This window comes from Streptomyces lucensis JCM 4490, assembly GCF_014650035.1.
Lineage (GTDB): Bacteria > Actinomycetota > Actinomycetes > Streptomycetales > Streptomycetaceae > Streptomyces > Streptomyces lucensis.
The window spans coordinates 94038-107860 of the sequence record NZ_BMUE01000014.1 but is presented as its reverse complement, the minus strand read 5'-3'; the positions used below and the strand labels follow the sequence as shown (position 1 = coordinate 107860).

Below are 13823 nucleotides of genomic sequence, written 5' to 3'. Positions count from 1 at the left end.
ACGTGTCACCGGAGTCTCGCCTTCGTGCGTGAATGCGATCCGCTTCAAATCATCCCAGATGGGGCGAAAGGTACACGTCGTGCGCACGGGGCCGTGACTCTGCGGGGGCCGGCCCGGAACGCTCGGTCAGCGCCGCGACGAGCCGCCGCTCGGGTCGCCGCTCGGATCGTCCGGCGGGAGGAAGCGCGCCGTCTTGCGGGCCAGGACGGCACTGAGGTGCTCGCGTGCGTCAGGGCGCATGCGCGCCAGGGTGACCATGCCGGTGATGACGGCGTCGGCGACCTCGTCCTGTACGTCCGCCCACGAATGACTGTGCCCCTTGCGGGGATTGGTGCCCCGGGCGCCGATGACGGCCTGTGCGGCCTCGCCCACCTCCTCGGCGAGCTTGAGCACCTGCAGCGTCCACTGCTCCTCCGGCTGAAGCCCGTTCTCGGTGTCCAGGCGGCCGAAGACGCCGGCCAGACGGTGGACCGCGTCCCAGTCGTCGGCGGGTGCGGCAGGCGCGGTGTCGTCCCCACGGGACGGCGCGGGCACTTTGGTCCTGCGCATGAGCGCGGGATCGCTGGAGAAGCCGAGCACCTCGTACAGGTGTCTGGACTCCTCGCTGGCGTGCAGCTCGAAGAGGGTGATGCTCTCCTCCTCCAGTTCTTCGAGGAGTGCCGCGAGGGCGGCCTTGGCGTGGCCGCGGCGCCGGTACCCGGGCCGGGTGGCGACGGCCTGGATGCGTGCGGCCAGCCCCTGCGGATACCGGGGCGCGGGCAGCACGGGGCCGACCAGGGCCAGCGCGCAGGTGGCGAGCCCTCCACCGGGCGCGTCGACGACGTAGGCCCGGGCGTCGCCACCGGACTGGAGGCGCTTGGCCAGCTGGTCCCGGCACAGGGCCAGCCAGTCCGGATCGAGCGGTTGGGAGAGGATGAACTCGGACCTCATGCGGGTGATGCCGTCGGCGTCGGCGGGTGTGGCGCGGCGGGGAGTGAGCACGGGTTCGGCCCTTCTTGTCGGGCGGTCGGCGAGGTGGCGCGGGGCGTGGCGGTACTCGGGGTTGCGTCACAAGGCCTACCACCTGGACGTGGTCGCGTTCGACGGTCGAGCGGGCGCAAGGGCCGGACACCGGCGGGACGGTGGCCGAAACGCCGAGCCTGCCGCCGGCTCGTGCGAGCCGCCCCGGCGTCCGAGGGGAACCCGAAAGAGCGTGCCGCCCGGCGGGCGGCACGCTCTGTGGACGGTGCACGAGCGGGAGCCGGCGGCGGCCGTCCCGCTCGCCGTTCCCGGGCTCAGCGCAGTCGCAGCGCCTCGCGGACCGTGGTGAACAGATCGGTCTGGTTGGTGACGCCGAGGACCCGGTAGGCCAGCGGTCCCTGGGCGGCGATGCGCACCTCGGTGCCGGTGTGCTCCTGGGACTGGCCGGGGGTGTTGGTCGAGTAGTTGACCTTCAGCTGCTGGCCCTCGTCGGTGATCAGCGTGGAGGACAGGCCGGGCGGGGTGGCCTCCAGCGGAACGATCTGGCTCGTGTGGCCGTGGTCGGCGGTGGTGACGACCAGGGTGTCGGGGTGCTTGACCGCGTAGTCGCGGGCCACCTTCACCGCACGGTCGAAGGCCGCGGTCTCACCGATCTGACCGCAGGGGTCGGCGGCGTGGTCCTGCTTGTCGATCGAGGCGCCCTCGATCTGCAGGAAGAAGCCCTGCTTGGAGTGGTTCGCCTTCTGCTTGGCCTCCAGCAGCTGGATCGCCTTCGTGGCGGAGGCGGCGAGGCTGGGGGTGGTGGACGGGCGGGTGGGGTTGGAGGCGACACACCGCTGCGGGTCCGTGCCGCCGATCGCCGCCGTCTTGCCGGTCCACTCGGTGGGCACGTTCCCCGCGGCGAAGAGGCCGAGGACCGGCCGGCCCGCCTTGGCCGCCTTCATGGACGCGTCGTCGGTGACGACCTGGTAGCCCAGCTTCTGCGCCTGCTGGGTGACGGTCAGGCCCTTGTACCTGCCGTCGGTGACGGTCTGGCCGAAGCGCTGCCTGCCGCCGCCGAAGAGAACGTCGACCCTGTGGTTGACCTCCTGCTCGGCGATCGAGCCCGGACCGCCGGCGGCGAGCTTGTCACCGGGGCACTTGGCCATGTCGGCCGGACCCTGGCAGGAGCGGTCGGTGGCGTGGGAGGCGAGCACGGCCGGGGTGGCGTCGGTGAGTTCGGCGGTGGTGACGTCGCCCGTGGCGTAGCCGTTCTTCTGAGCCAGCTCCAGGAGGGTCCGCACCGGCTTGTCGGTTCCGGGGGTCTTGGAGATGCGGCCGTTCACGGTCTTCACGCCGGTGGCCCAGCCGGTGCCGCTCGCGGCGGAGTCGGTGACGTAGTCCGGGGTGCCGTCGGCGTGGACCGAGTACGTGGTGTAGGCGCCGGTGAGCGGGAATCTGTCCATGTTCAGGCGCCCGTTGGCACCCACGGTGTAGTCGCGGGCCAGGGTGATCTCCGAGTCGCCCATGCCGTCACCGATGAGCAGGATGACGTTCTTCGCCTTCCCGTCCCGGATCGCGTTCCGCGCCTGCTCCTTGCCGCCGGAGGCGCCGGCGGCGGTGGTGATCGCCACGGCGGCCGTGGTCGCGGTGACCAGGGCGGTCGCGATCGTGAGGCGGCGGCGGGTGGCTCCGTGCATGGAATGACTCCTTGGCGCGTCGGGTGATCGGGTGCGGGGATCGACGGGAGCCAGATCACCAGGCGCCGGCGAAGCGGAGGTGAACGGCCGGCCGTGTGCGCGTATCCAGGTCATGACGCGCAGGCCCGCCATCGCCACCGTCCTCGGTGTTCAGGCCCCGTCGACCGGGCCGCCGAAGCGCCGCACCGCTCCGTTAGCATGTTCGAACTTGCGGCGATTGCCGTCGCTTGGCGTCCACTTGACCCATATCGAACAAATCGGCCAGACGATTGATATCTAGAGCGTCGCGAGTGTTCTCGCGTACAGACCGCAGGGCCGCGTCGGCCGAGTGGCGCCAACGGCGAGCCGTGCTGTGGGCCGCGGCGGGTGCGGCCGCCCTCGTACTGCTCATCGCACTGGAGATCGCCGCTCGCCACTACGGTCAGCCCGGACCGATCACCGATCAGGTGAAAGGGCTGGTATGGGCTCCCAAACCGGGGCCGCTGTACGGCGGCCTGGCGTTGATGATGGTGGTGCTCACCTGGCGGCAGCGGTTCATCGCGGCCGGTGCCGCCATAGGCATCGACGTCGTCTTCGCACTGGTGCGGTACGCGGCCGGCGTCGGGACGACCGAGGGCCATGCCTTCGGCAACGGTGCGTTGTGGGTGATGCTGGGCTGTGCCGTCATCGCCGTCACGCGCCGCGAGGGCGCCGAACGCGTCCTGCTGCTGAAGGGCGTCGGGCTGGGACTGCTGCTGGTGGCCGGCCGCAAGACCGGCGACACCTGGCTCCTCATCACCTCCAAGGCCCGCCCGGAGGTGCTCGACCCGTACCTGGCGGCCGCCGACCACGCACTGGGCAGCCCGTCATGGCTGATGGGCCGGATGGTCAGGGCCTCCGGTCCGATCGGTGACCAGCTCCTCCACCTCGTCTACGCCCAGCTGGCGGTGGCCGCGATCGTCGTCGCGCTGTACCAGCTGCGCAACGTGGCCGCCGAGCGCCGCTTCCCGAGCCATCACCTGGTGCGCACCTTCCTGGTGATCGGTCTCCTCGGCCCGGCCGTCTACATGATCTTCCCGGTGGTCGGCCCGGTCTTCGCCTACGGCCCGGGCGCCTCCGGCACCGGCGGCGTGCACTGGGCGGTGGCCGACATCTGGCCGGACACGCCGCCGCCGGTCGCCGTCCCGCACCGGGTGCCGTACGACGAGTTCACGCCGCGCAACTGCATGCCGAGCCTGCACACCGCGTGGGCCGTCACGATCTTCATCCACTCCCGCAGGGGCCCGCGGCTGCTGCGCTACGCGGGCGCGTTCTGGCTGATCGCCACGCTCAGCGCCACGCTCGGGTTCGGCTACCACTACGGCGTGGACCTCATCGCCGGCGTGGTGTTCGCGCTCACCGTCGAGACGGCACTGCGCTCGTCCGACCGCGGCTGGGACCGGCCGGGCATCCAGCTGGTCGGCTACGGCACCGCGGTCTTCGCCGCGCTCCTCGTGTCGTACCGCTGGCTGCCGATGGAGATGGCCGCGTCCCCGTGGCTGTCCGGGCCGCTGCTCGTTCTGGCGATGACCTCGATGGTCTACGGCTATGTGCGGACCACGAGACGCTGGGAACCGGCGGTCGCACCGGCGCCGCAGCCGGCACCGCAACCCGAACCCGCCTGAACCGCGCCGCCGGCGTCCGCCGGCCGGACGGAGCGCCGGCGCCGCCTGATGAGAGGATGACCGGCGACAACAGGCGACGGCGGTCCGAGGAAGCCGGTGTGAATCCGGCGCGGTCCCGCCACTGTGACCGGTGAGCGAGTTCCGGGTGCCGCCCCCTGGGCGGGCAGACGGCACGAGCGGCGACCCGGGAGCCAGGAGACTCACGCGGTCGCCTCCTCGAGCGACACCGGGGCGGATCTCCCCGGGAGGGGAGTGGTACGCCATGCCGAAGACGCCGCCGGAAAAGACACCGGACGCGGACGCGGAGGTGGACGGACCGGTGCCGTGCCGGGTCGTCGTGTGCCGGGACTGCTGCTGCGGCACTCCGAAGGTGACCGGAGTCGATCACGCCGCGCAGACCGCGCGACTGCGGGCGGAGGTGCCGGTGCGCATCTCCGACTGCCTCGACGTGTGCGACCAGGCGAACGTCATGGTCGTACAGCCGTCCGCGACGGGCCGGGCCGCCGGTGGGCGTCCGGTGTGGCTGGGTCTCGTCAACGACCCGGACGCGACCGAGGACATCGTCGCCTGGGTACGGGCCGGCGGACCGGGAGTGGCCCCGCCGCCGGACATCCTCGGCCTGTACGCCTTCGCCCCGCCCCGGCGCACCGTGAAGAAGTGAGAGGTGTGCCGCGTCCGCTCGCGTCCACCGGATCCTGGAAGGAACCCGACGAGATCATGCACGTCATCGTGGCCCGCGGCCTGACGGAGGCGTCCGGATGACCGGCACCGCCGAGCCCGTCCTGTTCCGCACCACCGGCCGGGCGGCCCACATCGTCCTGAACCGCCCCCGGGCCCTGAACGCTCTCGACCACGAGATGGTCCGCCGCATCGACGCGGCGCTCACGGAGTGGGAGCGCGACCCGGCCGTGGAGACCGTGGTCCTCACCGGTGCGGGCGAGCGCGGCCTGTGCGCGGGCGGCGACATCAGGAGCATCCACGACGACGCCCGCGACGGCGACGGCACCGCCTCGGCGGCGTTCTGGCGCGACGAGTACCACCTCAACGCCCGGATCGCCCGCTACCCCAAGCCGTACGTGGCCGTCATGGACGGCATCGTCATGGGCGGCGGGGTCGGCCTCTCCGCGCACGGCAGCGTCCGGATCGTCACCGAACGGTCTCGGATCGCGATGCCGGAGACCGGAATCGGCTTCGTCCCGGACGTCGGCGGCACCTACCTGCTGACCCGGGCCCCGGGCGAACTGGGCACGCACCTCGCACTGACCGGCGCGCAGATCGGTGCCGGTGACGCCCTGCTCTGCGGACTCGCCGACCACTCGGTACCGGCCGACGCGCTGCGGAACTTCGTCGACGACCTCGCCGGTCTGCCGGTGGGGGACGCGCTCGCCCGCCATGCGCAGCCGCCGCCTCGGGGTGAGCTGTCCGGCCGGCGGGAGTGGACCGACGACTGCTACGCCGCCGATACGGTCGAGGAGATCGTCGACCGGTTGCTCGCCCACGGCGACCCGGCCGCCAAGGAGGCCGCCGAGACCCTGCTCGCCAAGTCGCCGACCGCCCTCAAGGTCACCCTCGTGGCCATACGCCGTGCCCGGAGCCTCGGCTCCCTGGAGCGGGTCCTCGACCAGGAGTACCGCGTCTCCTGCGCCGCCCTGCGCACCCCCGACCTGGTGGAGGGCATCCGCGCCCAGGTCATCGACAAGGACCGCGCCCCGCGCTGGTCGCCGGCCACCCTCGCCGAGGTGACCGACGCCGACGTGGAGCGCTTCTTCGCTCCGCTGGGCGAGCACGAACTCGGACTCGCCGGGCCGTCGGCCGGGGACCGCCCCGCCTCCGGCACCGCTGGTCGGTGCGGCCCGTGACAGCGCTCAGCCCGTCATGCCCACCGGCCGCCCGTGAGGGGGCGGGTGCGGCTGACGGGGACCGGGGGGCCGTTCAGGGCCTGCGGCCGCGGAAGGTGCGGCGCAGGTCGCCCACCCAGGCCTCGGGGTTCTCCCAGGGGATGAAGTGGCCGCCGTGGTCGTGGGCGTTGACGTTGACATGGTTGAACCAGCCGGCCTGCGGGCCGGTCTCGAACGCCCGGACGCGCTCGTCGGCGGTGTGGATGCCGGGCGGGTTCTCGTACGTGACGAAGGTGAGGCCGACGGGGGCCTGCACGACCGGGGTGCGGTCGTGCGCGGGCGTCCAGGGGTAGCGGTTGGCATTGGCGTAGTAACGCATCGACGTGGCGATGGAGTTGTTCGCCCAGAAGATCGTGGCGTGGGTGAGCAGGTCGTCCCTGCTGAAGACGGACTCGAGGTCGCCGCCGTTGTCGCTCCAGGCGTTCCAGCGCTCCAGCAGCCAGGCGAGCAGCCCGGCGGGTGAGTCGCTCAGCCCGTGGGCCAGGGTGGCGCCGTCGAGCATGTGCACGGCCAGGTGGGACGCCCAGCGGTGGTCCTGCTCGACGATGCGGGCGCGGACGTCGGCCGGCTGGTCGTCGGTGAGGGGCCGGTTCCGTGCGAAGTCCCAGGCGCGGGGCCCGTTGAAGAAGTCGAGCGGCAGCCCCGAGCCGATGTGGATGCCGTACAGCTCGTCGGCGTACTTGTGGCCGAGCTGGCTGGTGACGATCCCGCCGATGTCGCAGCCTCCGGCGGCGTACTTCTCGTGTCCCAGGGTCTCGGTCATCAGGGTGTGCCAGAGGTCGGCGACCTTCCAGAAGTTGACGTCCGGGAAGCCGGTGAGCGGGCCGGGGAATCCGAAGCCGGGCAGGGACGGCACGATGACGTCGAACGCGTCGGCGGCGTCACCGCCGAACGCGGCCGGGTCGGCGAGCGGATCGATCACCTTCGACCAGTGCCAGAACGTCCACGGCCAGCCGTGGGTGAGGATCAGCGGGATCGGGCGGGGGCCCCGGCCGGGCTTGCGCATGAAGTGCACGGGGACACCGGCGACACCGGTCCGGTAGTGCTCGTAGGCGTTGATGGCGGCCTCGGCCTTGCGCCAGTCGTACCCGTCCCGCCAGTAGGCGACCAGTTCACGCAGAGAGCTGTCCGGGACGCCGTAGGACCAGTCCTCGTTCCCTTCGTCCAGAGGCGGACGGGTCATCGAGAGACGGGTGCGCAGGTCGTCGAGGACCTCGTCGGACACATGGATCGGGGTGGGCTCCAGGGGGAAGTCGTGCGCGTTCGTCATGCCGTGATTCCTTACCGGGCAGGGGGAAGCGGTGTCGTCGGCCTGTCGGGTGGCGAGTGCGTGTGGGCAGAACACTTCCACATCCGCCCGGAACGGCTTCGCGCGACCGACGTCAATGACAGGTCCCGGACAAAGAGTTGGCCAAGTGTCGGACGTCCTCGTCCACTCGTGATCGGGTCTCCTGCGACGGCTGTACCCACACCCGTTCGGGAGGATCCGGTGCCAGCAGACACCCGCGGAAGACGGTGGCTCACGATCTGTGCCATCACCGCAACGGCCGGGCTGTTCGCGATACCCGCGAGCGCCGCGCCCGGCTCGCACACCAGCCCCTTCGGAGTCCGCGCCCTCGCCCGGCTCGCAGCGGAGCGCGAGCATGCGGCGGGCGTCACCGGCCCCAGGGCGAAGACGGGCGACGGCGACGACGGCAACGAGGCCGACGAGATCGCCGAAGGCGCCGCCCAGTACGCCGAGGCCCGCACCGCGCCCGGCGTCGTCGCGCCGGGCGCCTACGGTGCGGCCTGGCGTGATCTGCGCGAGCTGCCCGGCACGGGCGGCAGCTGGCGGCACGTCACCGGACTGCCGTACGACTCCGACGACCCCCGCTACCGCGACATCGACTCCAACTCCAGCGGCGGCTCCGGGCACGTCACCGGGCGGATGGCCGCGATGGCCGCGGACGACGACGGCTACCTCTACGCCGGCAGCGCGGGCGGCGGCGTGTGGCGTTCACGTTCGGGCGGCGGGCACTGGCGGCCCATCAGCGACCGGTTGCCCTCGCAGTCCACCGGTGCTCTCGCCCTCGACGGCAACGGACGGCTGTGGCTGGGCACCGGGGAGGCCAACACCAACGCGGACGCCTACCTGGGCAGCGGTGTGTACGTGCTGTCCGACCCGCACCACGGCGCCTTCACCACCCGCGACCGGGTCGGCGGCGACGAGCTGGAGAGCACCACCGTCCGCCAACTGCGTTTCGGTGGCGGCAGGGTGTGGGCGGCGACCGGCGAAGGTGTGTGGAGCCACTCCACGAAGCACCTGCGCGGCCCCTGGAAGCTGGAGTTCGCGCCCAATCCCGAGTACCTGCCCGGCGGTTCGAAGGCGACGGACGCCGAAGCCGCCTACAAGAACATCACCAACGACATCGCCTTCGACCCCAGGGACCCGTCGAAGGTGGTCCTCGCGGTCGGCTGGCGCAGCGGTGACGACTACAACGGCTTCTACACCCGGTCCGGCGGCGGCTGGCGGCGGATCACCAGCGGCTTCGGTGAGATGCCGACCGACGCGGACGACGTCGGCACGGTCACCTTCGCCCACTCCGCCGACGGCTCGCGCTACTACGCCATCGACCAGTCGCCCGAGCAGATGGCGACCGACCCGGACAGCGGCCTCCAGGGCATCTACGGCGCGTCCTCCCCGTACGGCCCCTGGAAGAAGATCGCCGACTACAAGCAGCTGGCGGCCGCGGGCTCCGCGCTGACCACCGACGGCTACATGCCGGGTGTGCAAGCCTGGTACAACCAGTTCCTCACCGTCGACCCGGCCGACCCCGAGCACGTGTACGCGGGACTGGAGGAGGTCTACGAGACGAAGGACGCCGGCGCCACCTGGTCCACCGCCGGCCCCTACTGGAACTTCACCTTCCCCTGCTGGCGGATCGACCCCGCCGAGCAGACCGGTGACTGCAGCCCGACCACGCACTCCGACCAGCACGGCGTGGCCATCGGCCGCTACCACGGCAGGAGTTACGTCTACGTCGGCAACGACGGCGGAGCCTACCGGCGCCCCGTCGACGGCTCCCAGGACTCCTCCGGGCACGCCACCGACTGGACCTCGCTCAACGACGGCACCATCGACACCCTCCAGTACTACTCCGTCGGCATCGGCAGGGACCTGGAACACCACGGTGTCTCCGTCACCGGCGGCCTGCAGGACAACGGCCAGTCGATCCTGCGCGGCGACGACAGGGTGATGGGGTCCAACTTCGGCGGGGACGGCGGCGACACCCTCACCGACCCGGCCGACGGCTGCAACATGGCCGAGGAGTACGTGTACCTCTCCGTGCAGGTCACCCAGAACTGTGCCGTCAACGACGGCAGCTGGGTCACCGATCCCGGCAGGGCGACCTCGTACAACGTCGCGCCGGCCGACAACGCCACCGGCGAGGCCCGGTTCATCGCACCCCTCGCGGCCGACATGAGGAACAGCTCCACCTGGGTCGCGGGCGGCCGGCACGTCTGGGTGCAGACCCATGGCTACGCCATCCGCAGCGGCTCCGAGTGGAAGAACGTGTACGACCTCGGCGCCGGCCGCACCGCGACCGCCGTCGCGGTCTCCGGCGGCAAGGTGTACGCGGCCTGGTGCGGCCCCTGCAACGAGAAGGGGTTCGCCCGCGGCATCTCCGTGGGCAACGCGGACGGCACCGGCTGGCACGACATCGGCCTGCCCGCCGACGGTACCGTGCCCAACCGCTACCTCAGCGGCTTCGCCGTCGACCCGCGGAACGCCGACCACGTCTTCCTCGCGGTCAACGGCTTCTCCCGGCACTGGACCGAGGGCCCCGGCGCGGGCACCGGCCACGTCTTCGAGTCCACCGACGGCGGCACCACCTGGAAGGACGTCTCGGCCGACCTTCCCGACGTGCCCTCCGACTCCGCCGTGGTCACGCCGGACGGCGGTCTCGTCCTCGCCACCGACCTCGGCGTCGTCTACCGGGCGCCGGGCCGCACCAAGTGGCAGCGCGTCGGCTCCCTGCCGGCCGTCGCCGTACTCCAGCTGAAGCTGAGCCCTGACGGACGCACGCTGTACGCGGCCACGCACGGCCGCGGCATCTACTCGATCAGGCTGCACGAAGTCCGTTGACACACGTCGACGGGGAGGGGGTGACTTCGGCCGCCGGAGTCACCCTTCGGTCCCTGACCCGGCGCAGGTGAACGAAGTGGCCCGCGGCCGCGGGCCGAAGGCCGGGAGGCGGACGTGGCTTGCGGACGTGTTCTCGGCCGCCGGGCCGCGCTCTAGACTCCGACCGCTCCGAATCCGACGATCTTCTAGAGGGTGCGCAGGATGAACCGAGCTCTCATGACCGCATTGGCGGCAGCAGCGTTGGTCGCGTCGGGGGGCGGCACCACCGCCTCCGCTTCCGAGGCCCCGCCGCGAACCACGCACGGTCCTTGCCAGTACACCCGGACACCGGACGAGCCGGCGGCGCGGCCGGTTCCCCTGCCGCGCGACCCGCGGCACACCCCCGGTCACGGCACGGTCGACATGGCTGTCCCGACCAGCCAGGGCCCGCTCCCGCTGCGTCTGGACCGGGCGAAGGCGCCGTGTACGGTCCAGAGTTTCGTGCACCTTGCGCGACACCGGTTCTACGACCGTACGGTGTGCCATCGGCTGACGGCGTATCCGACGCTGAAGGTCCTGCAGTGCGGCGACCCGACCGGCACCGGCGAGGGTGGGCCGGGGTACAAGTACAAGGACGAGCTGCCGGTGGACCTGCCGCCGGCACCGAGCGATCCGACCGGCGCCCGTCGCCTTTACGGGCGCGGCCTGCTGGCGATGGCCAACGCCGGGCCGGACACGAACGGCTCGCAGTTCTTCGTCGTCTACGGCGACTCCGCGCTGCGACCGAACTACACGGTGTTCGGCACGGTCGGTACCGCCGGTCTGAAGACGCTCGACAAGATCGCTGCCGGCGGTATCGAGCCGACCGCCCAGGACCCGGCGCCCGTCGACGGCACGCCCGTCCTGCGCACCGAGCTGCTCAGCGTCCGGCCGTCCTGCCGGCCCTGATGAACCGCGCTGCGGGCACCGTGGGTCCAGCCGTGTGCCGGGGCCCACGGTGATCCGCAGCAGCCGGCGCCGAGCTCCCTCCAGGTCCCGGTCAGCGCGCCCTTCCCCGTGGTTTCAACGGCACCGTCGGCAGTTCGGGTGCCGGCAGCGGAGCTCCGCCGTACCCCTTCACCTCGCCGAATCGGGCCCCCGTCCTCCAGTCCTCGCGAGCCTGTGCGATCTCCTCGTGGGACCGGGCGACGAAGTTCCACCACATGACGATCTCCTCGCCGAAGGGCGGTCCGCCGAGCAGGACGACGCGCGCCGGGCCGTCCGACTCGTTGGCGAGGGTGACGGTGTCGCCGCCGTTGGGCAGGTACCCCAGGTCGGCCGGGCGCAGGAGGGTGCCCGATGCGCGGACCCCGCCCTGGTCGACGAGCACCCCGTGTTCGAAGCAGGGGTCCACCGTCAGGGAGAGCACGGCGCCCGGCTCCAGGGTGATCTCGGCCCCGAGCAGCGGTGTGAAGGTGTGCACGGGGGAGTCCGCGCCGGCGAGGGAGCCCAGGAAGACCCGCAGCAGGGCGCCGTCGAGACGCACCGGCTCGGGTGCGTAGTGCTGGAAGTCCCGCGCGGTGTGCTGGTGTTCCCGGGGGAGCGCGACCCACAGCTGGACGCCGTGCAGCACGGTGGTGCGGGGTGTGGAGACCTCGGAATGGGCGATGCCGTGGCCGCCGGTCATCAGGTTCAGCTCGCCCGGCCGTACCAGCGCGTGGCTGCCCAGGCTGTCCCGGTGCTCGATCTCGCCGCTGAACAGCCAGCTGACCGTCTGCAGCCCGGTGTGCGGGTGCGGGGCGACGTCCATGCCGCCGCTGCGGGCCACGTCGTCGGGGCCGTAGTGGTCGGCGAAGCACCAGGCGCCGATCATGGAGCGGGTCCGCTGGGGCAGCGTGCGCCGTACGGTCATGGCGCGGGGGCCGCCGAGCGGCACGTCCCGCGGCGTGAGCACCTCGACCGCCGCGTCCGGCCGGGGCCGCTCGGCAGTGGAGCCGCACCGCATCTCGGCGGGCCTCGCTTCGGTGTTGCTCACCGGAACCCACCTCCCATCAATAATAGTTTCGAATTCAACAAGTTGCCTTGATCATAGTGCCGGGCCCGGTTCCGCGCACGCGCCCGGGCGAGAGCCGGGACCGGCGACACCTCCAGCTTCACTCGGACGTCCCCGGATCACACGGCTCCGGGCCGACCGTCGCCAGCAGGTGCCCGACCAGCGGATCGCGGTCGTTCCTCCGCCAGGCCACGGCGACCCCGGTACGTGCGGTGCCCGGATCGATCCGCCGGAAGGCGACGCCCCTGAGCCGGATGCGGCGGATGCTCGCCGGCGCCACGGAGACACCCAGCCCGGTCTCCACCAGGGCGCACACGGTCTGCCATTCCACCGCGTGCTGCGAGACGCGCGGCGTGAACCCCGCCGTCTCGCACAGGCCTGTGATCCGGTCGTACAGCCGCGGGCCGACCGCGCGCGGCAGCAGCACGAACGGCTCGCCCGCCAGGTGCTCCAGCGGCACGCTCCGCCGGGCGGCCAGTGGGTGGCCCGACGGGAGGACGGCCACGAACGGCTCGCTCAGCACGGTCCGGAAGTCCAGCTCCGGCTCCCCGGACGGAGGCTCGCGCAACAGGCCGACGTCGATCGTCTTCTCGCGCAGCGCGTCGAGCTGCGGTGCGGTGGTCATCTCCCGGATGTCCAGGCGCACGTCGGGGAACCGCTGCCGGAAGTCCCGCAGCAGGCCCGGCAGGACGGTCAGGGCGAGGGAGGCGGCGAAGCCGATCCGCAACCGCCCGGTCCGCCCGCTTCCGGCGGCCCGCGCCGCGGCCAGCCCGTCCGCGAGTCCGGCCAGGGCCCGCTCGGCGGCCGGCAGCAGGGCACGCCCGGCGGGGCTCAGCGTCACCCGCCCGGGTCCGCGTTCGAACAGTGGGTGGCCGACCCTCTCCTCCAGCCGGCGGATCTGCTGGCTCAGCGGTGGCTGGGCGATGCCCAGGCGGGCGGCCGCACGCCCGAAGTGCAGTTCCTCGGCGAGCACGACGAAGGCGTGCAGCTGCGGCAGCGGCACTTCGGGTCGTTCCACCCTCGAGTCATATCCCAAGGGATATCGATCCATGCCGGTCACCGTATTAGACGTATCGCAACCGGTCACCTAGCGTTCCGCGCATGACGGAACGACGTGCGATCCTCAGCGGCTCGGCCTTCGAGGAGCAGATCGGCTACGCCCGTGCCGTGGTCGACGGCGACCAGGTGCACGTGTCCGGGACCACCGGCTTCGACTACACCGCCATGACGATCCCGGACGGCGTCGTGGAGCAGGCCGAGCAGTGCCTGCGCAACATCGAGGCCGCGCTCACCGAGGCGGGGTGCACCTTCGCCGATGTCGTGCGGGTGCGCTATATCCTGCCCGACCGGGCCGACTTCGAGCCCTGCTGGCCCGTGCTGCGCCGCCGCTTCGGTGAGGTGCGGCCGGCCGCCACCATGCTGGAGTGCGGCCTGGCCGATCCCCGTATGAAGATCGAGATAGAGGTGTACGCCCGCCGTCGCGCGGGCGAATCCGCCGGATGAGCC

Annotated in this window: 11 protein-coding genes and 1 riboswitch; of the genes, 6 read left to right on the top strand and 5 right to left on the bottom strand. The window is 72.0% G+C overall.

The features are described from left to right. Positions 1-126 precede the first annotated feature (126 nt). On the bottom strand, positions 127-981 hold the full coding sequence (locus IE177_RS35250) for a MazG-like family protein (protein ID WP_229816291.1): 855 nt from the start codon (positions 979-981) through the stop codon (positions 127-129). Positions 982-1274: 293 nt separating this feature from the next. Beyond that, complete coding sequence (locus tag IE177_RS27175; RefSeq protein ID WP_190018080.1) at positions 1275-2639, bottom strand: alkaline phosphatase; 1365 nt, start codon at positions 2637-2639, stop codon at positions 1275-1277. A 290-nt stretch (positions 2640-2929) separates the two neighbouring features. On the opposite strand from IE177_RS27175, the gene IE177_RS27170 reads away from it, so the two are divergent. The 3 genes from IE177_RS27170 (at position 2930) to IE177_RS27160 (ending at position 6141) form a co-directional block, all read left to right on the top strand. Further along, entirely contained in the window at positions 2930-4282 is a 1353-nt protein-coding gene (locus IE177_RS27170) for a phosphatase PAP2 family protein (protein WP_373305188.1), read from the top strand. An 87-nt stretch (positions 4283-4369) separates the two neighbouring features. Beyond that, positions 4370-4483: riboswitch (cobalamin riboswitch) on the top strand. A 61-nt stretch (positions 4484-4544) separates the two neighbouring features. Beyond that, positions 4545-4943, top strand: a complete 399-nt coding sequence (locus IE177_RS27165) for a (2Fe-2S) ferredoxin domain-containing protein (RefSeq protein WP_190018079.1) — start codon at positions 4545-4547, stop codon at positions 4941-4943. Positions 4944-5040: 97 nt separating this feature from the next. Further along, positions 5041-6141, top strand: coding sequence for an enoyl-CoA hydratase/isomerase family protein (locus IE177_RS27160; RefSeq protein ID WP_190018078.1), 1101 nt, complete (start codon positions 5041-5043; stop codon positions 6139-6141). A 73-nt stretch (positions 6142-6214) separates the two neighbouring features. On the opposite strand, the gene IE177_RS27155 is transcribed toward IE177_RS27160, so the two are convergent. Continuing rightward, entirely contained in the window at positions 6215-7450 is a 1236-nt protein-coding gene (locus IE177_RS27155; protein WP_190018077.1) for an epoxide hydrolase family protein, read from the bottom strand. A gap of 219 nt (positions 7451-7669) precedes the next feature. Between IE177_RS27155 and IE177_RS27150 the strand changes: the two genes are divergently transcribed. Continuing rightward, positions 7670-10306, top strand: coding sequence for a beta propeller repeat protein (locus tag IE177_RS27150; protein WP_190018076.1), 2637 nt, complete (start codon positions 7670-7672; stop codon positions 10304-10306). A 402-nt stretch (positions 10307-10708) separates the two neighbouring features. Then, on the top strand, positions 10709-11233 hold the full coding sequence (locus tag IE177_RS27145; protein WP_229816290.1) for a peptidylprolyl isomerase: 525 nt from the start codon (positions 10709-10711) through the stop codon (positions 11231-11233). Positions 11234-11324: 91 nt separating this feature from the next. Here the strand turns inward: IE177_RS27145 and IE177_RS27140 are convergent, their stop codons facing one another. Both IE177_RS27140 and IE177_RS27135 read right to left on the bottom strand, forming a co-directional pair. Continuing rightward, the gene (locus IE177_RS27140) at positions 11325-12299 is read right to left on the bottom strand and encodes a pirin family protein (RefSeq protein ID WP_190018074.1); all 975 of its coding nucleotides are present in this window, start codon (positions 12297-12299) and stop codon (positions 11325-11327) included. 118 nt (positions 12300-12417) lie between these two features. Beyond that, complete coding sequence (locus IE177_RS27135) at positions 12418-13335, bottom strand: LysR family transcriptional regulator (protein ID WP_190018073.1); 918 nt, start codon at positions 13333-13335, stop codon at positions 12418-12420. A gap of 83 nt (positions 13336-13418) precedes the next feature. On the opposite strand from IE177_RS27135, the gene IE177_RS27130 reads away from it, so the two are divergent. Continuing rightward, the gene (locus tag IE177_RS27130) at positions 13419-13820 is read left to right on the top strand and encodes a RidA family protein (RefSeq protein ID WP_190018072.1); all 402 of its coding nucleotides are present in this window, start codon (positions 13419-13421) and stop codon (positions 13818-13820) included. The last annotated feature ends 3 nt before the right edge of the window (positions 13821-13823 follow it).